General features: G+C 69.3%; 23 protein-coding genes and 1 riboswitch. Of the genes, 17 read left to right on the forward strand and 6 right to left on the reverse strand.

Annotation, left to right across the window (positions count from 1 at the left end; genetic code table 11):
- The first annotated feature begins 24 nt into the window (after positions 1 to 24).
- From ACFYRU_RS11720 to ACFYRU_RS11740, 5 genes are all read left to right on the forward strand, one after another.
- Positions 25 to 864: a DUF3152 domain-containing protein gene (locus ACFYRU_RS11720; protein ID WP_387656326.1), complete on the forward strand. Its 840-nt coding sequence runs from the start codon at positions 25 to 27 to the stop codon at positions 862 to 864.
- Between the two features lie 29 nt (positions 865 to 893).
- Entirely contained in the window at positions 894 to 1,703 is an 810-nt protein-coding gene (locus ACFYRU_RS11725) for a hypothetical protein (protein ID WP_387656329.1), read from the forward strand.
- Positions 1,700 to 2,359 carry an alpha/beta fold hydrolase gene (locus ACFYRU_RS11730; protein ID WP_387656332.1) on the forward strand — a complete coding sequence of 220 codons (660 nt, stop codon included), beginning with the start codon at positions 1,700 to 1,702 and terminating at the stop codon, positions 2,357 to 2,359. The genes ACFYRU_RS11725 and ACFYRU_RS11730 overlap by 4 nt, the downstream gene beginning before the upstream one ends.
- Before the next feature lie 18 nt (positions 2,360 to 2,377).
- A riboswitch (TPP riboswitch) is annotated at positions 2,378 to 2,494 on the forward strand.
- Positions 2,490 to 3,818, forward strand: a complete 1,329-nt coding sequence (locus ACFYRU_RS11735; RefSeq protein WP_387656334.1) for a purine-cytosine permease family protein — start codon at positions 2,490 to 2,492, stop codon at positions 3,816 to 3,818. (Overlaps the previous riboswitch by 5 nt.)
- A gap of 26 nt (positions 3,819 to 3,844) precedes the next feature.
- A complete protein-coding gene (locus ACFYRU_RS11740) occupies positions 3,845 to 4,525 on the forward strand; it encodes a class I SAM-dependent methyltransferase (RefSeq protein ID WP_387656336.1) in 681 nt (226 codons plus the stop codon).
- 91 nt (positions 4,526 to 4,616) lie between these two features.
- Here the strand turns inward: ACFYRU_RS11740 and ACFYRU_RS11745 are convergent, their stop codons facing one another.
- Positions 4,617 to 5,186, reverse strand: a complete 570-nt coding sequence (locus ACFYRU_RS11745; RefSeq protein WP_387656339.1) for a methylated-DNA--[protein]-cysteine S-methyltransferase — start codon at positions 5,184 to 5,186, stop codon at positions 4,617 to 4,619.
- Positions 5,179 to 5,661 carry an RNA polymerase sigma factor gene (locus tag ACFYRU_RS11750; protein WP_387656342.1) on the reverse strand — a complete coding sequence of 161 codons (483 nt, stop codon included), beginning with the start codon at positions 5,659 to 5,661 and terminating at the stop codon, positions 5,179 to 5,181. The genes ACFYRU_RS11745 and ACFYRU_RS11750 overlap by 8 nt, the downstream gene beginning before the upstream one ends.
- A 93-nt stretch (positions 5,662 to 5,754) precedes the next feature.
- Here ACFYRU_RS11750 and ACFYRU_RS11755 point away from each other — a divergent pair, with 93 nt between their 5' ends.
- From ACFYRU_RS11755 to ACFYRU_RS11780, 6 genes are read left to right on the forward strand one after another with little or no spacing between them, the layout of a single operon-like run.
- Positions 5,755 to 5,826, forward strand: coding sequence for a putative leader peptide (locus ACFYRU_RS11755; protein WP_350281628.1), 72 nt, complete (start codon positions 5,755 to 5,757; stop codon positions 5,824 to 5,826).
- 46 nt (positions 5,827 to 5,872) lie between these two features.
- Positions 5,873 to 6,418, forward strand: coding sequence for a flavin reductase family protein (locus ACFYRU_RS11760; protein ID WP_387656345.1), 546 nt, complete (start codon positions 5,873 to 5,875; stop codon positions 6,416 to 6,418).
- Positions 6,408 to 7,454 carry an ABC transporter substrate-binding protein gene (locus tag ACFYRU_RS11765; RefSeq protein ID WP_387656348.1) on the forward strand — a complete coding sequence of 349 codons (1,047 nt, stop codon included), beginning with the start codon at positions 6,408 to 6,410 and terminating at the stop codon, positions 7,452 to 7,454. The genes ACFYRU_RS11760 and ACFYRU_RS11765 overlap by 11 nt, the downstream gene beginning before the upstream one ends.
- Positions 7,451 to 8,287, forward strand: coding sequence for an ABC transporter permease (locus ACFYRU_RS11770; RefSeq protein ID WP_387656351.1), 837 nt, complete (start codon positions 7,451 to 7,453; stop codon positions 8,285 to 8,287). Before ACFYRU_RS11765 ends, ACFYRU_RS11770 begins: the two co-directional genes overlap by 4 nt.
- Positions 8,263 to 8,973 carry an ABC transporter ATP-binding protein gene (locus ACFYRU_RS11775; protein ID WP_387656354.1) on the forward strand — a complete coding sequence of 237 codons (711 nt, stop codon included), beginning with the start codon at positions 8,263 to 8,265 and terminating at the stop codon, positions 8,971 to 8,973. Before ACFYRU_RS11770 ends, ACFYRU_RS11775 begins: the two co-directional genes overlap by 25 nt.
- Positions 8,970 to 10,307, forward strand: coding sequence for an LLM class flavin-dependent oxidoreductase (locus tag ACFYRU_RS11780; protein ID WP_387656357.1), 1,338 nt, complete (start codon positions 8,970 to 8,972; stop codon positions 10,305 to 10,307). Before ACFYRU_RS11775 ends, ACFYRU_RS11780 begins: the two co-directional genes overlap by 4 nt.
- A 135-nt stretch (positions 10,308 to 10,442) precedes the next feature.
- Here the strand turns inward: ACFYRU_RS11780 and ACFYRU_RS11785 are convergent, their stop codons facing one another.
- Positions 10,443 to 11,420 carry a zinc-binding alcohol dehydrogenase family protein gene (locus ACFYRU_RS11785; protein WP_387656360.1) on the reverse strand — a complete coding sequence of 326 codons (978 nt, stop codon included), beginning with the start codon at positions 11,418 to 11,420 and terminating at the stop codon, positions 10,443 to 10,445.
- Positions 11,421 to 11,458: 38 nt separating this feature from the next.
- On the opposite strand from ACFYRU_RS11785, the gene ACFYRU_RS11790 reads away from it, so the two are divergent.
- The 3 genes from ACFYRU_RS11790 (at position 11,459) to ACFYRU_RS11800 (ending at position 13,933) form a co-directional block, all read left to right on the forward strand.
- A complete protein-coding gene (locus ACFYRU_RS11790; protein WP_387656361.1) occupies positions 11,459 to 12,268 on the forward strand; it encodes a glycerophosphodiester phosphodiesterase in 810 nt (269 codons plus the stop codon).
- A gap of 226 nt (positions 12,269 to 12,494) precedes the next feature.
- Complete coding sequence (locus tag ACFYRU_RS11795; protein WP_387656364.1) at positions 12,495 to 12,911, forward strand: ATP-binding protein; 417 nt, start codon at positions 12,495 to 12,497, stop codon at positions 12,909 to 12,911.
- Between the two features lie 50 nt (positions 12,912 to 12,961).
- A complete protein-coding gene (locus tag ACFYRU_RS11800) occupies positions 12,962 to 13,933 on the forward strand; it encodes a DUF5926 family protein (RefSeq protein ID WP_387656367.1) in 972 nt (323 codons plus the stop codon).
- A gap of 231 nt (positions 13,934 to 14,164) precedes the next feature.
- On the opposite strand, the gene ACFYRU_RS11805 is transcribed toward ACFYRU_RS11800, so the two are convergent.
- Complete coding sequence (locus ACFYRU_RS11805; RefSeq protein ID WP_387656369.1) at positions 14,165 to 15,379, reverse strand: arginine deiminase; 1,215 nt, start codon at positions 15,377 to 15,379, stop codon at positions 14,165 to 14,167.
- A gap of 199 nt (positions 15,380 to 15,578) precedes the next feature.
- Here ACFYRU_RS11805 and ACFYRU_RS11810 point away from each other — a divergent pair, with 199 nt between their 5' ends.
- From ACFYRU_RS11810 to mptB, 3 genes are all read left to right on the forward strand, one after another.
- Positions 15,579 to 16,169 carry a dihydrofolate reductase family protein gene (locus ACFYRU_RS11810; RefSeq protein WP_387656372.1) on the forward strand — a complete coding sequence of 197 codons (591 nt, stop codon included), beginning with the start codon at positions 15,579 to 15,581 and terminating at the stop codon, positions 16,167 to 16,169.
- Positions 16,170 to 16,267: 98 nt separating this feature from the next.
- Positions 16,268 to 17,110, forward strand: coding sequence for a glycosyltransferase family 2 protein (locus ACFYRU_RS11815; RefSeq protein ID WP_387656375.1), 843 nt, complete (start codon positions 16,268 to 16,270; stop codon positions 17,108 to 17,110).
- Positions 17,107 to 18,654, forward strand: a complete 1,548-nt coding sequence (mptB, locus tag ACFYRU_RS11820; protein ID WP_387656378.1) for a polyprenol phosphomannose-dependent alpha 1,6 mannosyltransferase MptB — start codon at positions 17,107 to 17,109, stop codon at positions 18,652 to 18,654. Before ACFYRU_RS11815 ends, mptB begins: the two co-directional genes overlap by 4 nt.
- Here the strand turns inward: mptB and larC are convergent.
- Together larC and larB are read right to left on the reverse strand one after the other, a co-directional pair.
- Positions 18,651 to 20,027 carry a nickel pincer cofactor biosynthesis protein LarC gene (gene larC / locus ACFYRU_RS11825; RefSeq protein ID WP_387656380.1) on the reverse strand — a complete coding sequence of 459 codons (1,377 nt, stop codon included), beginning with the start codon at positions 20,025 to 20,027 and terminating at the stop codon, positions 18,651 to 18,653. The two genes, mptB and larC, sit on opposite strands and share 4 nt — an antisense overlap.
- Entirely contained in the window at positions 20,027 to 20,743 is a 717-nt protein-coding gene (gene larB / locus ACFYRU_RS11830) for a nickel pincer cofactor biosynthesis protein LarB (RefSeq protein ID WP_387656383.1), read from the reverse strand. Before larB ends, larC begins: the two co-directional genes overlap by 1 nt.
- Between the last annotated feature and the right edge of the window lie 79 nt (positions 20,744 to 20,822).

Genomic DNA, 20,822 nt, shown 5'->3' on the forward strand with positions numbered 1-20,822 from the left:
CTGGGGTCGGTAGGGTCGAGTGTCATGACCTCCCGGCGGCGTGGCCAGCAGATGGGTGCGCGTGGGCGGCACAGTCGGCGGAAGGGTTATCGCGGGCAGTGGGTTGTGGTGACCTTGCTTGCGGTGGCGGCGACTGTGGTGGTGGCGCATCCGGACGTGGCTCATCGCAGCAGCCTTGCGGCGCAGGCGGTTGCGGGGGTCAACGATGTGGCGGACGAAGAGCCCGTGGTGTCGGTGACTCCGACGCCGGTGCCTACGCCGACGCAGAAGTTCACCACCCCGTTGCGGCCGGCGCCGAGCTTGACGCGGAAGCCCAAGGGCGCGAAGCCGAACGTGCTCGTGTCGACCGGGAAGCTCGCCGTGGTGCCTGGGTTCAGTAAGGCGAACGGGGTCCGCGACAAGCTGACCTACCGCGTGGAGATCGAGCAGGGTGTCACCGTGAACGGTGCCGCGGTCGCGGCGGCGATCCACAAGACGTTGACCGATCCGCGGGGCTGGCAGGCGCTGCATCCGGTCAGCTTCGAGCGGACCGACAAGCCGGACGCGGACCTGCGGATCATCCTGGCCACGCCGACATTGACCGACAAGCTCTGCCTCCCGCTCGACACCGGCGGTGAGGTTTCCTGCCGCGTCGAGGACCGGGTCGTACTGAACGCGAAGCGCTGGATCTACGCGATCCCGGCGTACAACGGCAACGTCGACCTGTACCGCAGCTACCTGGTCAACCACGAGGTCGGGCACGCGCTCGGCCACGGTCACTCGACGTGTACGGCGCCGAAGACCCCCGCGCCGGTGATGATGCAGCAGACCAAGGGTCTGGCCGGCTGCCTGCCGAACGCCTGGCCGACGGTCAAGGCCACCTGAGAAACTGGGTACGACGGGAGGAGCAGCAGATGTCGTCACAGGACTTCCCGACGTACGGCCGGGACGAGGACCCCGACAAGCAGCCGCCGCCCGGCGAGGAGCACCACTACGCTCCGCCCGCGCCGTACGGCGGTGGCAACTACGCGAGCGGTCAGCAGGCGCCGCCGGAACAGTTCCCGTACGCGCAGCCCCAGCCCTACGGTGGCCAGCAGCCGCCGGTGCAGACGAACCCGGCGTACCACCAGCCTCCGGTCTACCGCCCCGGCACCCCGTTCGGTACGCCGGCCACCCCGGAGTCGCATGAGCTGCCGACGTACGGCCGGGAGGCGCCACGTGACCCCCGTGCGTCCCGTGTGGTCGGGCTGGCGACGTTCATCGCGACCATCTACGGCTTGCTCGTACTGACCGTCCAGCGAGTCGCGCTCCGGGAGATCTCGCAGGCACCGGGCTCACCCCTCAACCACCCGCTCCGCACCGACGTACTGGACGCCATCGGCCAGCTGATGCTGGTGGTCGTCGGCGCCGGCGCGCTGGTGATGTGGCTCCGGGACGTACTGGCCCGCCGCAAGGTCGGTCGCAACCCCGGTCCTGCCGAGCTGGTCGGGCTGGGTCTGGTCGCGGTGTCCGCGATCCCGATCCTGGTCTGGCTGGTCATGGTGCTGTCCACAGGCCTCGGCGGCAACGACGGAACGGTGTACCGGCTGCCCACGGCGTACGGCTGGGGTGGTTTCGGCCTGCTGCTCGTCGCCGTCGGCTTCTTCCTCGGGTACCGCGAACTGAAGCCCGACGTACCGAACCCGGTCGTCAAGGCACCGCCGGCCAAGGCGCCCTGGGAGTGAGCGCACCAGTCGTCCTCGTACCCGGTCTGGGCCTCGGCCCGGAGTCGTACGCACGGACAGCCGAGCACCTCGTGACGAAGTACCACGTGGTCACTCTCCCCGGGTACGGCGAACCCGCGGGCGCTCGCGAGGACCTGCACCCCCGTGCGCTCGCGGTCGCACTGGCGGAGAAGATCCGCGAACGCGCCGTCCTCGTCGGTCACTCCGCGAGCTGTCAGATCGTCGTGGAGACCGCGATCCGCTACCCGGAGCTCGTACACGCCCTCGTCCTGGCCGCGCCGACCGGCGACGTACGGATGTCGAGCTGGATCGACCGGGCCGTGCGGCTCGTCGGGTCGGCCATCCCGGACGTACCGAAGCTGGTCCGGATCAGCCCGCAGTACGCCCGGACGACGCTGCCGACGATCGCCCGGGCCGGAGAGGCGTCCCGGCAGCACGACCTGGCCGCGGTCATGTCCCAGGTCAAGGCCCCGGTCGTCCTGGTCCGCGGCAGGTACGACCTGATGTGTACGGCCGAGTGGCTGGAGCACCTCGCGGAGCTCGGTCACGGTGAGGCACGGACCCTGGACACCGGGTCGCACATGCCGAACGTGACGAACGGCCCGGAGCTGGCCGCTCTCATAGAACGAGCCGCCGCGCTGCCCGAAAGCAGCTGACGCGTTAAGCTCTTCAGCACAAACCTATGCGGGAGCTCGCACCGAGAAGCGCGGGCTGAGAGGGCGACAGCTGGGTCGCCGACCGCCTGAACCTGACCGGGTAATGCCGGCGTAGGGAGTGGGCTCACTCATGACCGATACAGCTGTACGTCCTGAAAGCAAGGCCGAGGCGCCGCTCGTCCTCACCACGGACGCGCCGCGGACGCTCGGGTTCCTGACCCAGTTCACGCTGTGGGGAAACTTCGGCATCTCGCTCTTCGGCCCGGTGACCGGCGCGCTGGTCGCGGCCTATACCGGCTCCCTGTGGCAGGGGTTGCTCGCGGTGGTCGTCGGCTGCGGCCTCGGTGCGCTGGTGCTCGGCGGCTCCGCCGTGTTCGGTTCGCAGACCGGTGCGCCGGCGATGGCCGCGCTGCGCGGGCTGTTCGGACGCCGCGGATCGATGGCGCCGACCGTACTGAACATCGCGCAGAACATCGGCTGGGCGACGATGGAGATCATCGTCATCTCGCAGGCCGCCGTCGCGGTGACGAGTGAGAAGTGGCGTTGGCTGTTCGTACTCCTCGCGGGTGCGATCGCCACGACGATGGCGGTCCGGCCGCTGGGCAGCGTCCGGCTGCTCCGCAAGTTCATGGTCTGGCTGGTACTGATCGCTTCGGCATACCTGTTCGTCCAGGTGCTCAGCAAGCCGGCGCACGCGCTGCCGCAGGACAGCGTGTACGGCTTCTGGCCGGCGGTCGACCTGGCTGCCGCCGGGGTCGTCTCGTTCGCGCCGTTGGCCGCCGACTACACGCGGCACTCGCGGACGAACAAGGCTGCCTTCGCGGGCTCCTCGCTCGGCTATGGTCTGGCCGCGATCATCTACTACGCACTCGGTGTGGTCGCGGTGGCGACCCTGCAGACGAACACCGACGACGTGATCACCGCGCTCGTCACGCTGCCGGCCGGCGCGATCGCGCTGTTCGTACTGCTGGTCGACGAGGTCGACGAGGCGTACGCGAACGTCTACTCGACGACGATGTCCCTGCACAATCTCGTCGGTCACATCGACCGCCGGTGGATCTCGGTGGCGATCGGGGTCGTTGCCACCGGCATCGCGATGTTTATTGACCTGGGCAACTACACGCAGTTCCTGTACCTCATCGGCTCGGTCTTCATCCCGTTGTTCGCGGTCGCGATCGCGGACTTCTTCGTGGTCTGCAAGATGAAGTGGGACGTGTCCGACACGGCGAAGTTCCGCTGGCAGCCGACCGTCGCGTGGCTGATCGGCTTCGTCGCGTACCAGTTGGTGAACCCCGGTACCGTCGCGGGCTGGTCCCCGTTCTGGACCAAGATCCAGCAGTCCCTCTTCAACCACCACGCGGTCCCGGGATGGCTCGGCGCGACGTACACCTCGATCGTGGTCTCGATGCTCGCCGCGGTACTCCTCGGCCGGGTACGGCGCCAGCCGCTGGACAACTGACCCGGCGGCAACGGAATACTGGCGGCATGCTGAATTCCGCACTGCGTAGCCGGGCCGAATATGCGGAGTTGGGGGCCGACGGCCTGGCCGCGCGAACCACTCCCGAGCGGGACACGGCGATCGTCAAGGCGGTCGAGGAGCTGCTGGTCGGCCGCGAGTCCGTACTGGACCTGTGCTGCGGGTACGGCCGGGTCGCGCTGCCGCTGCGCCGCGGCGGCAAGGTCGTCCGCGCGCTGGACATCTCGCCGAACCTGATCGAGGCCGGTCGGGCGCAGGCCGCCGAGGAGGAGCTCGCGATCGACTGGGCGATCGGTTCGATGACCGACCTGCCGTACAAGTGGGACTCGTTCGACGCGGTGATCTGCCTGTGGACGGCGTTCCACGAACTGTTCGCCGAGGACGAGCAGATCTCCACGATCTGCGAGATCTCCCGGGTGCTGAAGCCGGGCGGGATCGCGGTCATCGAAGGCCCGGTCTGGGGACCGGCGACCGCAGCCGAGATCGCGAACGGGATGCGCCAGGGACCGGAGCACCGGATCGTCACCACCGAGCACGACGACAACCGCAGCAGCGTGCACTTCATCCACGACGAGATCAGCTACGGCCGGCTCTGCGCGGCTGCCGGAATCGCCGACTACAAGGTCTACAAACGCGAGTGGGGCGGCCGCCGCCGACTCATCCTGGAGATCCACGCCCCCGCAAACTAGCTGACACGTAAAGAAGCAGATCCCCACTCCACACTGGGGATCTGCTCCTTTGTCCATTCAGTCTAAATCCGTTCCGGACAATTCCGGAACGTCAGCTTTTTGCTTCCAGATTCAAGAGAAAACGCTTTGCATCCAGGCCGCCGGCATATCCGGTGAGGGCGCCGTTCGCGCCGATCACCCGGTGGCACGGCAGTACGACGCAGACCGGGTTCGCGCCCAGCGCGGTGCCGACCGCGCGGGCCGCCTTCGGCTTGTCGATGCCGACGGCAACAGCGCCGTACGTGATCGTCCGCCCGTAGCTGGTGTGCGCCGGCAGGTCCTCGAGGACCAGCCGCTGGAACGGTGACGCCAGCACGAGATCGACGTCCAGGTCGAACGTGTGCCGGCGTCCGGCGAGGTACTCGTCGAGTTGCCGGCGTACGTCGTCCAGCGGGCGAGCCAGCCGCAGTACGCGCGGCGACACCGCACGGGCGAGCCGGTTCGTCATCGTCTCCTCGTCGCCGAACGAGCTGGCGACGACCTTCCCGCGCGCGACCGCGAGCAGCAACGTGCCGATCGGCGTGTCGTGCAGCGTGTAGGCGACGTCGGCGTCGGGGAAGACGGGTGGTTTCAGGTCGGGGGTGGTGTTCAGCCGGGTCAGCCGGCTCTCGAGATCAGTCATCGTGTACTCCGAGTTTCGTCCGCAGGGCCGCCAGCGCGTCGCTGACGAGCCGGCGCGACGCGGCGGGCGTGGTGTCCAGGGCGGCGGCCACGCCGTGGTGGTCCAGGTCGCCGACGTATTTCAGCGTGATCGCGAAGCGTTGCCGCTCCGGTAGTTCGTTCACCGCCTGCCAGAGGTCCGGGTCCGGCCAGTCGGCGGCCTCCGGCCCGTCGACCGCGACCGGCGGCGCGTCCTCCAGTGGGCGTTGCGGTTTCCGCGCCCGGTGGACGTCGGTCGCGCACCGGGCGGTGATGGTCAGCAGCCAGCTGCGCAGGTTCTTCGCCGACTTCAGCGTCGGGTACGCCGCGTACGCCTTCTCCCAGGCGCGCTGCGCGACGTCGTCGCCGTCCTGACCGGCCATCGCGCGGGCCAGCCGCGCCACGTCCCGCCAGTGCGCGTCGACCAGCGCCTGGAACGGTGGCAGCCCCGTAGTCATCACGTAAGTAGAACGCATGCCCGGTCAGGCGTGTGAGTCCGGATCACGAGATTGTCTAGTTAGCCGATAGACATTGATGCGAAGATAGCTGACATGACGACGACACACCTCACCCGCCGTCGCGTCATCGATCTGCTGCGGACGGCGAGCGCCACCTGTCGGTGACGCGCTTCCCCATTCTCGCCTCGTACTTCCTTCTCAAGGGAGAGACATGTCCGTTCCCGCCTTGCATCGTCCTGCCCTGTCCGTGGTCCCTGACCGTTCCGAGGAGCGGATTGTGGACGCCGACGTCTACAAGTCCGTGTTCCGTCGCCACGCCGCCGGCGTCGTGGTGATCACCGCGGACGCCGGCCACGGCCCGGTCGGGTTCACCGCGACCTCACTGGTCTCGGTCAGCCTGCTGCCGCCGCTGGTCTCGTTCGCGATCGCCACCAGCGCGTCCAGCTGGCCGACCGTCAGTACGGCGAACAGCCTGGTGATCAACTTCCTGTCCGCCGACCAGCACGCGATCGCCGGCCGGTTCGCGACCAGCGGGATCGACCGGTTCGCCGCGCCGACCCGTTGGTCCCGGCTGGCCACCGGGGAGCCCGCGCTCGACGATGCGCCGAGCTTCCTGCGTGCCCAGGTCGAACACCGCTTCGCCGTCGGCGACCACTACCTGGTCGTCGCCCGTCTCGCCACCCACACCGAACGTCGTGAGCACGACTCGTTGCTCTACCACGACGGCAACTACGCGAAAGCCCACCATGTCCAATAAACGTCTCATCACAGTCCTTGCCCTCCTGGCCGTCGCAGTGACCGGCTGCAGCGGCAAGGCCGACGCCGATGGCGCCGCGAAGCTTTCGCTCGATGCCGCGCTCCCGACCACGGTGCCGGCCGGCACCAAGATCGTCGTCGGCGATCCCACCACCGAGGTCGCGCTGAAGCTCTCGGGCCAGTACGACAAGGTCTCGCAGTACGTACAGTTCGCGAACCTGAGCGGTGGCCCGCAGACCACCGAGGCGTTCCGGGCGCACGCGCTCGACCTCGGCTCGGTCGCCGAGATCCCGCCGATCAACGCGACCTGGACCGGTCTGCACGTGCGGATCGTCGCCTCCAAGTTCCGGCAGGACCCGATCAACCACCCGATCTACAAGCTCGGCATCGCGCCCGGGGTGTTGGTGAAGACGCTCGCCGACCTGCGCGGCAAGAAGATCGCGTACAGCCCCGGTCAGGCGCAGGGTGCGCTGATCCTGAAGGTGCTGAAGAAGGCCGGGCTGACCAAGGACGACGTCAAGCTGATCGAGATCCCCAGCACCGGTGACGTCTACGTACAGGCCCTCGCCGGCAAGCAGGTCGACGTCGCCCCGATCGGCGGCGTACAGATCAAGCGGTACCTGGCCAAGTACGGCAAGGACGGCGCGACCACGATCGACCACGGTCTGCGCGACGACGCCGGTCACCTGTACGGTCCGGTCGAGTCGCTGGAGGACCCGGCGAAGGCGGCCGCGATCCGCGCGTACGTCGCCGCCTGGGGCGTGGCCCAGATCTGGATCGACAAGCACCCCAAGGAGTGGATCGAGGGGTACTACGTCAAGGACCAGGGCCTCAGCGCGGCCGACGGCCAGTGGCTGGTCGACAACGCCGGCCACCCGGACATCCCGGCCGACTGGAGCGACGCGATCGAGCGTCAGCAGCAGACCATCGAACTGCTCGCGAAGGAGACCGGCAACCCGGTGATCCAGGCGAAGGACCTGTACGACCTGCGGTTCCAGACCGTCGCCGCCGACGCGATCAAGGCGGGTGCCAAATGAGTGCGACCACGCTGCCCGGGCTGCGGACCCGGGCTGCCGCGAGTCCCGTCGTACGGCGCCGCCGGCTCGGACCGGGGAAGCCGATCAGGTTCGGTGCCGCAATCGGACCGGTGCTCTTGCTGGTGATCTGGAGCGTCGGCTCGGCCGCTGGTTGGATCGACCAACGGATCCTGTCCGCGCCGTGGACCGTGGTCAGCACGGCCGGCGAACTCATCTCGGACGGTCGTCTGCAGTCGAACCTGTGGACCTCCGCCCAGCGCGCCCTGCTCGGCCTCGCGTTCGGCATCGTGCTGGGAGTCGTACTCGCGCTGGTCTCCGGCCTGTCCCGCCTCGGCGAGGCAGTCCTCGACGGGCCGATCCAGATCAAGCGCGCGATCCCGTCGCTGGCGCTGCTGCCGCTGCTGATCCTCTGGCTCGGCATCGGCGAGTCGATGAAGGTCGTCACCATCCTGCTCGGGGTGTTCGTACCGATCTACATCCACACGCACAACGGCCTGCGCACGATCGACAGCCGGTACGTCGAACTCGCGCAGACCGTCGGGTTGTCGCAGTGGCAGTTCATCCGGCGCGTCGTACTCCCGGGCGCACTGCCCGGGTTCCTGCTCGGGCTGCGGTTCGCGGTCACCGGGGCCTGGCTGTCGCTGGTCGTCGTCGAGCAGATCAACTCCACCAGCGGCATCGGCTACATGATGGAGCTGGCCCGCACGTACGGGCAGACAGACATCATCATCGTCGGCCTGGTCGTGTACGGCGTCCTCGGCCTGCTCTCCGACGGGGTCGTCCGCCTGATCCAGAGGAGGGCGCTCTCATGGCGTCGAACGTTGGCCTCGTAACCGTCCAGGTCCGCGAGCTGGTCCGCCGGTACGACGATCGCGCCGTACTGGACGGGCTGGACCTGGACATCGCGCCCGGCGAGTTCGTGGCGCTGCTCGGGAAGAGCGGCTCCGGGAAGAGCACGTTGCTGCGCGCGCTCGCCGGCCTGGACTACGACGTCGAGGGCTCCGGCGAGATCGCAGTGCCGCAGAACGTGTCCGTCGTCTTCCAGGACTCCAGGTTATTGCCGTGGGCAAGGGTTCTCGACAACGTCGTGCTCGGGCTGGGCTCGGCCGAGGACCGCGGGCGGAAGAGCCTGGAAGAAGTAGGGCTGGCCGGCCGGGAGAAGGCCTGGCCGAACGAGCTGTCCGGTGGTGAGCAGCAGCGGCTCGCGTTGGCGCGGTCGCTGGTCCGCGAGCCGGAACTGTTGCTCGCGGACGAGCCGTTCGGGGCGCTGGACGCGCTGACCCGGTTGAAGATGCACGTGCTTCTGCGGAAGCTGTGCGCCGCGCACCAGCCCGCCGTACTGCTGGTGACACACGACGTCGACGAGGCGATCGTGCTGGCCGACCGGGTGATCGTGCTCGACGCCGGCCGGATCGTCGCCACCGAGATCATCGAACTGAGTGCGCCGCGGAGTGCGGCCGATCCAGGATTCGCCGCGGTCCGTTCGCGGCTTCTCGACGCTTTGGGAGTTTCGGTATGAGCAGGCAGCTGCACTTGAACGCGTTCCTGATGAGCACCGGACACCATGAGGCGTCCTGGCGGCTGCCGGAGAGCGATCCGTTCGCGAACACCTCGGTGGCGCACTACCAGAAGCTGGCTTTGGAGGCCGAGCGAGGCCTTTTCGACTCGGTGTTCTTCGCCGACTCGCCGGTGCTGTTCGGGAACGTCGGGCGGCGGCCGGCCGGTTCGCTCGAGCCGACCGTACTGCTGACCGCGCTGGCCGGCGTGACCTCGCGGATCGGGCTGATCGCAACCGCGTCCACGACGTACAACGACCCGTACAACCTGGCCCGGCGGTTCGCCAGCGTCGACCACGTGAGCGGTGGGCGGGCCGGGTGGAACGTCGTCACCACGGCCGGTCCGGAGGCGGCGCTGAACTTCAACCTCACCGACCAGCCGGCGCACGCGGAGCGGTACGACCGGGCGGCGGAGTTCCTCGAGGTCGCGTACAAGCTGTGGGACTCGTGGCAGGACGACGCGGCGATCGCCGACAAGCAGTCGGGCGTGTGGGCGGTGCAGGAGCGTGTCGTACCGATCGAACACGTCGGACGGCACTTCCAGGTCCGCGGACCGCTCAACGTCCCACGGTCTCCCCAGGGGCATCCGCTGATCGTGCAGGCCGGTTCCTCCGAGGACGGCAAGGGCCTGGCGGCGCGGTACGCCGAGGCGGTGTTCACCGCGCAGCAGACGCTGGAGGACGCGCAGGACTTCTACCAGGACCTCAAAGCGCGTGCGGTAGCGCTCGGGCGGGACGCGGACGAGGTGAAGATCCTGCCCGGGATCGTGCCGGTGATCGGGTCCACGGTCGAGGAGGCGGAGCGGCTGGAGCATCGGCTGGATTCGCTGATCCAGCCTGAGTACGCGCGACTGCAGCTCGCGAAGACGCTGCGGCTGTCGCCCGAGGACCTGCCGTTCGACCAGCAGTTGCCGGCCGACCTGCCGGACGAGGACGAGATCGAGGGCGCGAAGAGCCGGTACACGCTGATCGTGACGCTGGCGCGGCGGGAGCAGCTGACTGTCCGCGAGCTGATCGGCCGGCTCGGCGGCGGACGCGGGCACCGGACGTTCACCGGTACGCCGGAGCAGGTCGCGGACGCGATCCAGCACTGGTTCGAGGCGGGCGCGGCCGACGGCTTCAACGTGATGCCGCCGGTGCTCCCGTCCGGGCTCACCACGTTCGTCGACGAGGTCATCCCGATCCTGCAGGCCCGCGGCCTCTTCCGGACCGAGTACACCGGCACGACACTGCGCGACCACTACGGCCTGCCCCGCCCGGCCGGCCGTACACCTGTGCTGCAGGAGGCGACCGCCTGAGCCGGCTGGTGCTGGACCCGTCAGGTGGCCGGCCCAGCACCAGCCCCGGATCGCCAGGCCATCACAATCGCCCTCGCGGCGCGGCAGCCCGCAGTGCGCGTGCCCCGACCGCCGATTGTGGTGGCCTGCAGGTCCTCAATCCACCCGTACGACGAGCTTTCCGATCGCGGCGCCGTCCTGCATGATGCGGTGCGCCGCGCCGATCTCGTCCAGCGTGAAGACTCGGTCGATCCGGATCGGCAGCTTGCCGGCCGCGACCAGGTCGACGTACCGCTGGAACGCCGCGGCCGGCAGGTCCGAGCTCTCGCCGCCGTACGCGGTCAGCCGGACGCCGTTCGGGATGTAGTCCATCGGGTAGAAGTCGGGGATCGTCCAGGTGTCGCTGAGCATTCCGGTGAAACACACCGTGCCGTGTACAGCGGTCGCTTTCAACGTGTCCGGAAGGACATTCGTGCCGACCAGTTCGAGGGCCGCGTGCACACCGTTCGGGAGAAGGTCCCGGACCTTTTCCGCAACGTTGCCGTCGTCAACGATCGGGTGATCGACACCGAGGTCCCGCAAAACCTGTGTACGTTGTGGATTTCGCGTGGTGGCGAAGACGGTCAGCCCCTGTTCCTTCGCCAGTACGGCTGCCGCCACGCCGACCGACGACGTACCGCCCCGGATCAGCAGCGACTGGCCCGGCTCGATGCCGAGGCCGGTGTACAGCGAGCCGTGGGCCGTCTGCAGCATCTCCGGCAGCGCGCCGAGCGTCGCCCAGTCGAGGTCGGTCCGTACCGGGATCACCGACGACGCCGGTACGACGGTGTACTCGGCGTACCCGCCGTCGTACTCGCGGCCCATCCCGCCCATCATCGCGACCACCTGCTGCCCCGGCGCGAACTCGCCGCCCGGCGCCAGGTCGACGGTCCCGGCCGCCTCGATCCCCGGGATCACCGGGAACCGCGCGTTCGTCGCGAACCCGGCCCGGAGGTGGTACTCGGACCGGTTCAGCCCGAACGCCTCCACCTTGATCCGCACCCACCCGGCGGGCGGCTCGGGCACCGCGACCCGCCGTACCCGTAACTCCTCCGGCTCCACCGGACCGTCCAGCACGATCGCCCGCATGTCCATGGCACCAATCTTCGCCGACGGTGTGAAAGAGTTTCCGTATGCGGAAACCCCCGCGCGTTGTCGCCCATCGCGGAGCCAGCGCGGACGATCCGGAACACACCCTCGCCGCGTACAAGCGGGCCATCGACGTCGGCGCCGACGGACTCGAATGCGATGTCCGGTTGACCGCGGACGGGCACCTCGTCTGCGTCCACGACCGGCGGATCGACCGTACGTCGAACGGCCACGGCGTGCTGTCCACCAAGAGCCTCTCGGAGCTGGAGACGTACGACTGGGGCTCGTGGAAGCACCCCGAGGAACTGGCCGACCTGGACGCCCGGCGGCTGCTCACGCTCGAGACACTGCTCGCGACCGTCCGCGACGCCGGTCGCCCGGTCGAGCTGGCGATCGAGACCAAGCACCCGACCCGGTACGCCGGACTCGTCGAACGCCGCCTGATCGAGGCCCTGGAACGCTTCGGCTGGGCGCACCCGCGGCTCGGAACGGAGTCCCCGGTCCGGGTGATGAGCTTCTCCTGGCTGTCGCTACGCCGGATCCGGGCGGCTGCACCCGGCCTGCGGACGGTCCTGCTGATGGACCGCCTCCCGCTCCGTTTCCGCGACGGCTCCCTCCCGACCGGAGTCTCGTACGCCGGCCCCGGCCTGGGAATCGTCAAAGCCCACCCCGAGTACGTCGACCGCGCCCACAAACACGGTCACGAGGTGCACGTCTGGACCGTGAACGCCGAACCCGACCTCCGCCACTGCGGCGACCTCGGCGTCGACACAGTAATCACCGACCACCCATCCACCGCCCTGCGAGTGCTGGGTGAGGAGGTAGGACGCTCTGGCGGCCCAGGAAGTTTGTGACACGCCGGGGCGGAATTGTGTGGGCTGTGTCACGTGGTGCGGATAGGTAGCGGGGCGAATGCGAGCGGTTATTGCAACGTTCAATTCCGTCGATTTCGTTACGGTTTCCGGAGGTTTAGGTGCGGGCTCTGCTGAGGCTATGTAACGGAATACCCGCGGGTGTTTTCCGGGCCGGGATCGTGGGCAGAAGTTCTGATGGCTGAACCGATCATCGAGGAGACCCTGCTTGTCCTCTGCGACCCTGCCCGCCGACGTCAGCGTCGTGGACGTCGTACTGCCGCACGAAGTGTCCGCGGTAGCGGATGCCCGGCGCCGTCTCGGCGTCTACCTGAAGCGCTACCGGGTCGCCCGCGCCGCCTCCGACGACGCCCAGCTGGTCCTGTCCGAGCTGCTCTCGAACGCGATCCGGTACGCCCCGCCGCTGCCGGCCGGTGAAGTCCGTGCCGCCTGGTGGATCGACAAGGCCGGTATCCATGTCGAGGTCACCGACGGCCGCGGTGACACCGAACCGGTCCGGATCAGCGACCCGCACCCGGAGTCGATCGGCGGCCGCGGCCTGGCCATCGTCGACGTCCTGACCACCGGCTGGAACGTTCGTACCGGCGCTCACCACCGCACCGTGCACGCCGTCATCCCCAGTTAGGTCCCTGCCGGTTGGCCCTCGGGCCGGGGCGGCTGTAAGACTGCGGGGTTATGGGAAAGAAGTCGCGGCAGCGCGCGAACAACACGACTCCGACCGTCACGCTCGACCCGGCCGACCTGGTCGACGTCGGGCCGCGGGAACCTTGCCCGTGCGGTTCGGGCAAGCGGTTCAAGCAGTGCCACGGCAAGGATCTGGCCCAGGCGACCGACACGTTCGTGGTGCGGCCGTTCGAAGGGCTGCCGGCGGAGTGTGACCTGATCGCGTTCCGCGAGATCGTCCCGTCCGGCACCGTGCAGGTCGAGCTCGTCGGCGACAACGCGGGCAAGGTCGTCAACCTCGTCACCCTGCTGCCGATGGCGATGCCGGGTCTGGTCCGCGACGACGAGACGATCTGGATCGGCCTGCAGACGCACGCCTCGTCCGGCGACCCGAGCCGCGACCTCGGCCACGCGATCATCGCCGCGCTCCGGACCGAGCCGGGCAACCCGATCCAGGTCGGCGACCTGATGAAGGACGGCCCGCGGCTGCAGGACCTGATCGACACCACGAAGCCGCTGGAGGTCAAGGTCCACGAGGGCTTCGACTACTGGGTCGGCGAGAACGTCGAGGACCCGACCGGCGAGGTTGCCGCCGGCCTGGAGCGCGCGAACGCGGCGGCCGCTCCGACGGTGCGCCTGGAGTCTGTCGACGCCGCGTACTGGACCCAGATCGGCGACCGCATCTACCTGCGCTGGGTGCTCCCGTACAGCGAGGACACCCTGCTGGACGCCCTCGCCCGGCTGCACGCCGCCGGTTCGTCGGCGATCGTCGACGGCAGCCGCCTGATCGGCTCGTTCCGCGCGCTCGGCGTGCTCGCGCCGGTCTGGGAGCTGCCTGAGGGTACGTCGGCCGCCGACGTGGAGAAGCCCGCCGCCGACTTCGCCACCGCCCTGGAGAAGGCGCTGGCCACCGAGGCGCCGCTGACGACCGCAGAGCGTGCCGCGAAGGCCGGCCTGGCGAGCCGCCAGCTCACCATCCGCTGACCCCACAAGACCCACAAGCAAACGCCCGGCTGGTCGTCCAGCCGGGCGTTCCGCTTACTGAGAGTGGTCTAGGCCATGATCGTTCAAATTGGCCCAGAAACGTGGACGGCCCAAGTCCTGCTGACGGGGGAGCAACAGGGCCTGGGCCTAGGCATGAAGAGTACTCAGGCCCGCCCCGCAACACAACCCCCGATTTCACTCCGCGTGTCGCCGGGCTCACCCGACCTCGGTTCAGACCGTGGCCGGAGCGCGGAGGATCGGGCAGGACATGCACCTCGGTCCGCCGCGGCCGGAGCCCAGTTCGGAGCCGGAGATCCGGAGGACCTCGATGCCGGATTCCTCCAGGCGCGCATTGGTCTCGACGGTGCGCTCGTACGCGATGCAGACCCGCGGCGCCAGGGCGAGGGTGTTGTTCCCGTCGTCCCACTGCTCGCGCTCGGCCGTCACCGGGTCCAGGCCCGTATCGATCCGCCGGAGCGTGTCGATCCCGAGCGCCTTCGCGGCCGCGACCAGAAACGGCTCCGGCTCCGCGACGTGCAGCTGCTCGCCGTCGGTGGTGACCGCGAGCGCGCGCATCTCCTCCGCCATGTTCGGGTACATCAGCACCGCGTCGGTGTCGACCATCGTGCATACGGTGTCGAGGTGCATCGTCGCCCGCTGCTGAGCGATCGGTACGGCGAGCACCGTGTGTGCCAGCCCCTTCGCAAACACCCGGCGCGCCAGTCGCTCCACACCCGCCGGCGTGGTCCGCTCGCCGACTCCGACAGCAAGTACGCCCGGGCCGAGCGCCAGTACGTCCCCGCCCTCGACGTGCTCCAGTTGGTGGTCGTACACCTTGTCGGCGCCCGCGAACCGCGGGTGGAACGTGTAGATCAGCTCGGTCAGCTGCGTCTCGCGCATCCGGGCTGGCATCGCCAGCGACGTGACCGCGACCGAGTCCCGGATCCACACGCTCGAGTCGCGGGTGAAGAGCAGGTTCGGCAGCGGGTCGATGAGGAAGTCCTCGTGCGCCAGCAGTGACGTGACCAGCCCGCCGGCGTGGACCTCGTCGTTCCGGACCCCGGCCATCAGCGCCTCAGCCAGCGCAGCCGGATCCAGGTCGCTCAGCGACGCCCGCAGGTAGTCGCGCAGCGTCTCGCCCAGCCGCAGGTCCTCGATAGCGCCTGCGACTGCCCTGGCGCGCGCCTCGGGGTGGTTGAGCGACTCGGTCAGCAACTCGCCGAGGTACAGCACCTCGACGTCGCGGTCCCGGAGCGCCTGGGCGAACGCGTCGTGCTCATCCTGCGCCCGGCCGACCCAGGGGATGCCGTCGAACAACAGTTTGTCGTTGTTCCGCGGGGTGAGGCGCCGGAGCTCGTTCCCCGGCCGGTGCAGCATCACCGTCCGCAGCGGGCCGACCTCGCTGTCGACGCCGTACGCCACCCCGTCCTGCCGCGTCTCCGTCATCCGCCCGCCCTTCGTCCGCGATGTGTCACCACGCTACCGCAACCAATCTGTCTGATTGTCCGACAATTTCTGGGAGATGGCCAATCCGGCCGGCGACCCGATATCGGCCAGGTGGCAGATGTTCCGCCGCCCTGGCGGCAGCAGGATTTGGGTTGTGAGGACGCCACCGCGGCGCCCCGGACCGGAAGAGGTACCTGAAATGACACGCACCGTTGTCGCCAACTTCTCGCTCTCGCTCGACGGCCGGGTCAACGGCGCCGGCGGCGACTACGACATGAGCTGGATCGTGCCGCACGCGATCACCGAGGGCGCCCGGAACCACATGATCCGGGTCACCGGCGCGGCGACGACCGCGTTGCTCGGCCGGAAGAACTACCAGGGCTTCGGCGGCTTCTGGCCGGCGGTCGCCGACGACGAGAACGCCGCCCCGCAGGACCGGGCCTTCTCCCGCTGGCTGAACGAGACCGAGAAGGTTGTGTTCTCCACGACGCTGACCGAGGCTCCGTGGCAGAACTCGCGGATCGCCGACGGTGAGCCCGCCGACGTCGTCAAGCAGCTCCGTGACCAGGACGGCGGCGACATCATCGTGCTGGCGAGCTCCAGCGTGATCCGGGCGCTGCTGGCAGCCGACGAGATCGACCGGCTGAGTATCACCCTCGACCCCGAACTCGTCGGCGGCGGCGCCCGGCTGTTCGAGGACGGCCTGCCGGCCACGTCGTGGAAGCTGACCGACTCCACCCCGACCGAGTCCGGCGCCCTCTGCCTGCTGTACGACCGGGTGCGCTCCTGACGAGCCGTTTCCACCGGCTCGTTCGAAAGAACGAGAAATCCACAGGCAGCCGATACTGACGCGAACGATCGGCTGCCGAGGAACTAGGCTGCGGTGCTGTGTCCGCTGATTCTCTGCCCGACCCCGGGCCTGGTGAAACGCCCGACCACGTGCCTGGCGAGAACGTGTCCGCCGAGCCGTTCGAGCGTGCTGTCGCCTGCGTGATCCCGGCCAAGGACGAGGCCGACCGGATCGCGGCGACCGTCGACGCGGTGCACAAGATCATCGGCGTCGACCTGGTCGTGGTCGTCGACGACGGTTCCACGGACCGTACGGCCGAGGTGGCCGAGCAGGCCGGCGCGGTCGTCGTCCGGCACGAGAAGAACCGTGGCAAGGCGGCCGCGATGGAGACCGGCGCGGCGGCGGTCGCCGAGCGCGACGGGTCCCGCCCGCGGCACCTGCTGTTCCTGGACGCCGACCTGACCGACACCGCGGCCGGAGCCGGTCCGCTGATCGAGCCGGTGCAGACGGGGCGCGCCGACATGACCATCGGCACGCTGCCGGCCCAGGTGCGCGCCGACGGATCCAAGGCCGGCGGCCACGGGTTCGTCGTACGGCTCTCGCGTGCGGGGATCCAGGAGGCGATCGGCTGGGCGCCTGAGCAGCCGCTGTCCGGTCAGCGCTGCCTGACCCGCGCTGCGTTCGACTCCGCCGTACCGCTTGCCCCGGGCTTCGGGGTGGAGACCGCGCTGACGATCGACCTGGGGCGCAAGGGGTTCCGGATCGTGGAGGTGCCGATCGACGTCCGGCACCGGGCGACCGGGACAGATCTGCGCGGGCAACTGCATCGCGCGAAGCAGTACCTGCACGTCCGGCGTGCACTCGCCGCCCGCAGTGCGCTGCCCGCGGACGGCGGTGGACCGTCGCTGCGCAGCCTCTTCCCGCGGAAGACCGCGCAATGAGCACTGATCTCCAGCTCGGGAACAAGTACGGCCGCCGCGCAGTCGCCCTCTACCTCGCGTGTACGGCGCTGATCGTCGCGGTCGGTCTGCTCGGGCCGTCGGTCGTCGTGCTGACGCTCACCAACCGGCATCCCTGGCTCCCGTCGTACTGGTTCGACGCCAAGCCGAACGACTGGCTCGTCTCGGTGCTGATCTATGTCGCGATCGCCCTCGGCGGGTACGGCGTTTACCTTGCCACCAAGGCGTTGCGGCACGGCTGGGCGCCGCGCGTCGACCGGTTGATTGCCTTGGGCATCGGTACGACGGCAGCCATCACGTTGGTGCCGCCAATGGCTTCGGGCGACGTCCTGATCTACGCGGCGTACGGCCGGATCATGTCGCTCGGCGGCGACCCGTACACGGCTTCCCCTGCGGACACGATCCGGCTCGGGTACGACCCGGTGATCGCCGCGACCGAGCGGCCGTGGCAGGGAGCGCGCAGCGTCTACGGGCCGATCGCGACGTGGGTGCAGTGGCTGTCGTCGGTGATCGGCGGCGACTCGGCGCAGCTCACGGTCTGGATGCTGCAGCTGTCGGTCGCGATCAGCCTCGTCGTCACAGGGCTGGTGCTCGTGAAGCTCGTCGGCAAGGACCTCCCTGCCAAGCGTCGCGTGATCATGCTCAGCCTGGCGAACCCGCTGCTCCTGTGGGCGGTGCTGGCCGGTGCACACAACGACTCGATCGCGGTGATGTTCGCCGTTCTCGCGCTGTGGCTGTTCCGGCGGCACGTGTTCCTCGCCGGGCTGATGATCGGCGTCGCGGGGTGTACGAAGCTCTCGATCGGTCTCGTCGGAGTCGCCATGCTGTGGGCGCTGCGGGCCGACCGGCGCAAGTGCATGTACTTCTGCGGCGGTGGTGCGATCGCGATGGGCGGGCTGTACGCGATCGTCGGCCTGCAGGCGTTCCAGCAGGCGCGGTCGCAGACGTCGTTCATCTCCACCGGCACGCCGCACAAGGTGCTGCTCAGCTTCTTCACGCTGTTCCTGCCGAACGGCCTGGTCCGGACGTTCATCGCGATCCTGGCGTGGGTCGGGCTCGTCGTGATCGCGATCCTGCTGTCACAGGTCTTCCCGAAGTCGCTGGTGCCGCAGACGCATCCGGACGACCCGACCCCCGCCGCCATCCGGTACACGGCGATCTACGCGATCGCCTGGTCGCTCACCGCGATGTACTCGCTGCCTTGGTACGACGTGATCGCGTGGGCGGCGCTCGCCGCGGTCGCCGCGTCCAAGGTCGACGGGTTGATGGTCGTCCGTACGACGATGCTCGCGATCGCGTACGTCCCCGGCCGCGACCCGAACGCGCGGCAGGTCGCGGCCAGCCTGTCCCACTCGCTGGAGTTCTTCAGCGCGCGCCTGCGCGACACGTTGTGCCCGGCGATCGAGCTGGCGGTGCTGGTCGGCATCATCATCTGGGCGCGCCGCAACGGCGCCCAGTGGTGGCCGTACGACTGGCCCCGCCGCAAGCAGAAACCCCTGCCCGAGAAGGCCGCCGAGGTCGGTTAGTTCCAGAGCGCTTCGGCGGCGGCGATCGCGCGGGCGAGGACGAGCTTCACCGGCTGGTTGAGCTCGGCCGCGGCCGCGACCACGTCGTCGTATTCCGGTTGTACGTTCACCACCTGGCCGTCGTACCGCGCGATCTTCACGCTGATCGCGTGGCCGTCCAGCTTGATCGTCGTGAACTCGCGGTCCGCGGCGTGCTTGCGGATCGGGTACTCGCGGAGGCCGATCGCGGACGTCTCGGTCAGGACCACCCGGCGTACGGCATCCGCGTTCGCGCCGGTGACGAGGACCGAGAGGGTGTGCGCGGGGCGGCCCTTCTTCATCAGGATCGGGGTCAGCCACGCGTCGGCGGCGCCCGCCGCGAGCAACTTCGCAAGCACCTGCGGCCACAGCCGGGGGTCGAGGTCGTCCACGTTCGTCTCGTACACGAGCTCGGTCGCCGGTTGGTCGGTGGACTCGCCGATGATCACGCGCAGGATGTTCGGTACCTCGACCGGATCCCGACCGCCCGCGCCGACACCGGTGGTGGTGACGCGCATCGGCGGCATCATGCCGTACTCGTCCGCGAGCGTGGCGAGCAGCGCGGCGCCGGTCGGGGTGGTCATCTCGTACGGCGCCGTACCGCCGACCACTGGTGCACCCGCCTCGGAGACCAGGTGCAGCACCGCCGGCCCGGGAATCGGGATACCGCCGTGCTGCCCACGCACCTGCTTCCCACCACCGAGCACGATCGTCGACACCACAACCCGCTCCAGCCCGAGACTCACAGCCGCAGCAGCAACCCCCACGATGTCGGCAATCGCATCCAACGCCCCAACCTCATGAAAGTGCACCGTATCCGGCTCCACCCCATGAGCCCCCGCCTCAGCCCTGGCTAGCCGCGCGAAGGTATCCAACGCGCGCACCCGCACCGGTTCGTCGAGCACCGCCCCTTCCAGCAACCGCCGCACGTCAGCCCAAGCCCGCGTCGGCCCATGGTCGGCGCCGCGGCCATGCCGGCCGGCCGACCCGGCAGCCCGCTCGCCCCCACCCAACAGACCGCCGCCATCCTCGCCCGGCACCCCGCCCCCGAGCTCGTCGTCGGGCGCCGCCACCTCAGCGCCGTGCCCGTGGCCATGTCCATGTCCGTGTCCATGCCCGTGGCCATGGCCGGTCTCTGGAATGTTCTCCGGGTGGGGGGTGCCGTTGACCTCGACGGTTGCCTTGGTGGCGGCGATCTGGTGGCGGGAGGTTTGGGTGACCGTGACCGACAGGGACGGGTCTACGGCAGCTACTGCCGTGTTGATGTAGGCGAGGTCGGCACCGGCGGCGATCAGGGCGCCGAGGAGCATGTCGCCGGAGGCACCGGCGGAGCAGTCGAGCCAGGCGGTACGCATCAGACCTCCTTGGTCTCGCGCGGAACCGACTGCCGCGCCACCCGCGCGGCGAACACCCCGGCCCCGAACCCGTTGTCGATGTTCACGACCGACACCCCGGGCGCGCACGAGTTCAGCATCCCGAGCAGCGCCGCCAGCCCGCCGAACGAGGCGCCGTACCCGACCGAGGTCGGCACCGCGACCAGCGGTACGCCGACCAGCCCGCCGACGACGCTCGGCAGCGCCCCCTCCATCCCCGCGACCACGATCAGGCAGTCCGCCTCGGCGAGCCGCTCGCGAACCCCGAGGATCCGGTGCAGCCCGGCCACGCCGACGTCGGTGATCACGTCGACCCCGGCCCCGAACACCCGAGCCGTCGTCGCCGCCTCCGCCGCGACCGGTGCATCCGACGTACCAGCCGCCACGACAGCCACCGTCCCGGCCTGCGCCGGCGGTTCGCCGAGGACGGCCGTACGTCCGACGGGATCGACCACGGCCTCCGGCAGCGCGGCGATCACCGCGGCCTGCGCCTCGTCCGTCAACCGGGTCGCGAGCACGGCGTGACCCGGGTGGGTGGCGTGCAGGGTGCGGAGGAGTTCCACGACCTGAGATGGCGTCTTGCCCGCGCCGTACACGACTTCGGCGTCGCCGGTACGCTCCAGCCGGTCGGTGTCGAGCCGGGCGTACCCGAGGTCGTGAACGCCCGGTTGTGGGCCCTGATCAGGCAAATGTGTCACGCCGCGAATCTACGTTGCCGCGGCCCGAGGTGCCGCATCCGTCCCGTACCGCCCACGCTGTGCGATCACCTGAACACTC

The organism is Kribbella sp. NPDC004536 (genome assembly GCF_042873835.1).
Classification (GTDB): domain Bacteria; phylum Actinomycetota; class Actinomycetes; order Propionibacteriales; family Kribbellaceae; genus Kribbella.

What these genes read in the sequence shown, in the direction of transcription:
- ACFYRU_RS11775 (WP_387656354.1), top strand. Translation starts at nt 8,263, where the DNA reads ATGGCGTCGAACGTTGGCCTCGTAACCGTCCAGGTCCGCGAGCTGGTC.
- ACFYRU_RS11810 (WP_387656372.1), top strand. Translation starts at nt 15,579, where the DNA reads ATGACACGCACCGTTGTCGCCAACTTCTCGCTCTCGCTCGACGGCCGG.
- ACFYRU_RS11745 (WP_387656339.1), bottom strand. Translation starts at nt 5,186, where the DNA reads ATGACTGATCTCGAGAGCCGGCTGACCCGGCTGAACACCACCCCCGAC.
- ACFYRU_RS11790 (WP_387656361.1), top strand. Translation starts at nt 11,459, where the DNA reads ATGCGGAAACCCCCGCGCGTTGTCGCCCATCGCGGAGCCAGCGCGGAC.
- ACFYRU_RS11750 (WP_387656342.1), bottom strand. Translation starts at nt 5,661, where the DNA reads ATGACTACGGGGCTGCCACCGTTCCAGGCGCTGGTCGACGCGCACTGG.
- ACFYRU_RS11770 (WP_387656351.1), top strand. Translation starts at nt 7,451, where the DNA reads ATGAGTGCGACCACGCTGCCCGGGCTGCGGACCCGGGCTGCCGCGAGT.
- ACFYRU_RS11765 (WP_387656348.1), top strand. Translation starts at nt 6,408, where the DNA reads ATGTCCAATAAACGTCTCATCACAGTCCTTGCCCTCCTGGCCGTCGCA.
- ACFYRU_RS11720 (WP_387656326.1), top strand. Translation starts at nt 25, where the DNA reads ATGACCTCCCGGCGGCGTGGCCAGCAGATGGGTGCGCGTGGGCGGCAC.
- mptB (WP_387656378.1), top strand. Translation starts at nt 17,107, where the DNA reads ATGAGCACTGATCTCCAGCTCGGGAACAAGTACGGCCGCCGCGCAGTC.
- ACFYRU_RS11780 (WP_387656357.1), top strand. Translation starts at nt 8,970, where the DNA reads ATGAGCAGGCAGCTGCACTTGAACGCGTTCCTGATGAGCACCGGACAC.
- ACFYRU_RS11735 (WP_387656334.1), top strand. Translation starts at nt 2,490, where the DNA reads ATGACCGATACAGCTGTACGTCCTGAAAGCAAGGCCGAGGCGCCGCTC.
- ACFYRU_RS11740 (WP_387656336.1), top strand. Translation starts at nt 3,845, where the DNA reads ATGCTGAATTCCGCACTGCGTAGCCGGGCCGAATATGCGGAGTTGGGG.
- ACFYRU_RS11800 (WP_387656367.1), top strand. Translation starts at nt 12,962, where the DNA reads ATGGGAAAGAAGTCGCGGCAGCGCGCGAACAACACGACTCCGACCGTC.
- ACFYRU_RS11785 (WP_387656360.1), bottom strand. Translation starts at nt 11,420, where the DNA reads ATGGACATGCGGGCGATCGTGCTGGACGGTCCGGTGGAGCCGGAGGAG.
- ACFYRU_RS11760 (WP_387656345.1), top strand. Translation starts at nt 5,873, where the DNA reads ATGTCCGTTCCCGCCTTGCATCGTCCTGCCCTGTCCGTGGTCCCTGAC.
- ACFYRU_RS11805 (WP_387656369.1), bottom strand. Translation starts at nt 15,379, where the DNA reads ATGACGGAGACGCGGCAGGACGGGGTGGCGTACGGCGTCGACAGCGAG.
- larC (WP_387656380.1), bottom strand. Translation starts at nt 20,027, where the DNA reads ATGCGTACCGCCTGGCTCGACTGCTCCGCCGGTGCCTCCGGCGACATG.
- ACFYRU_RS11725 (WP_387656329.1), top strand. Translation starts at nt 894, where the DNA reads ATGTCGTCACAGGACTTCCCGACGTACGGCCGGGACGAGGACCCCGAC.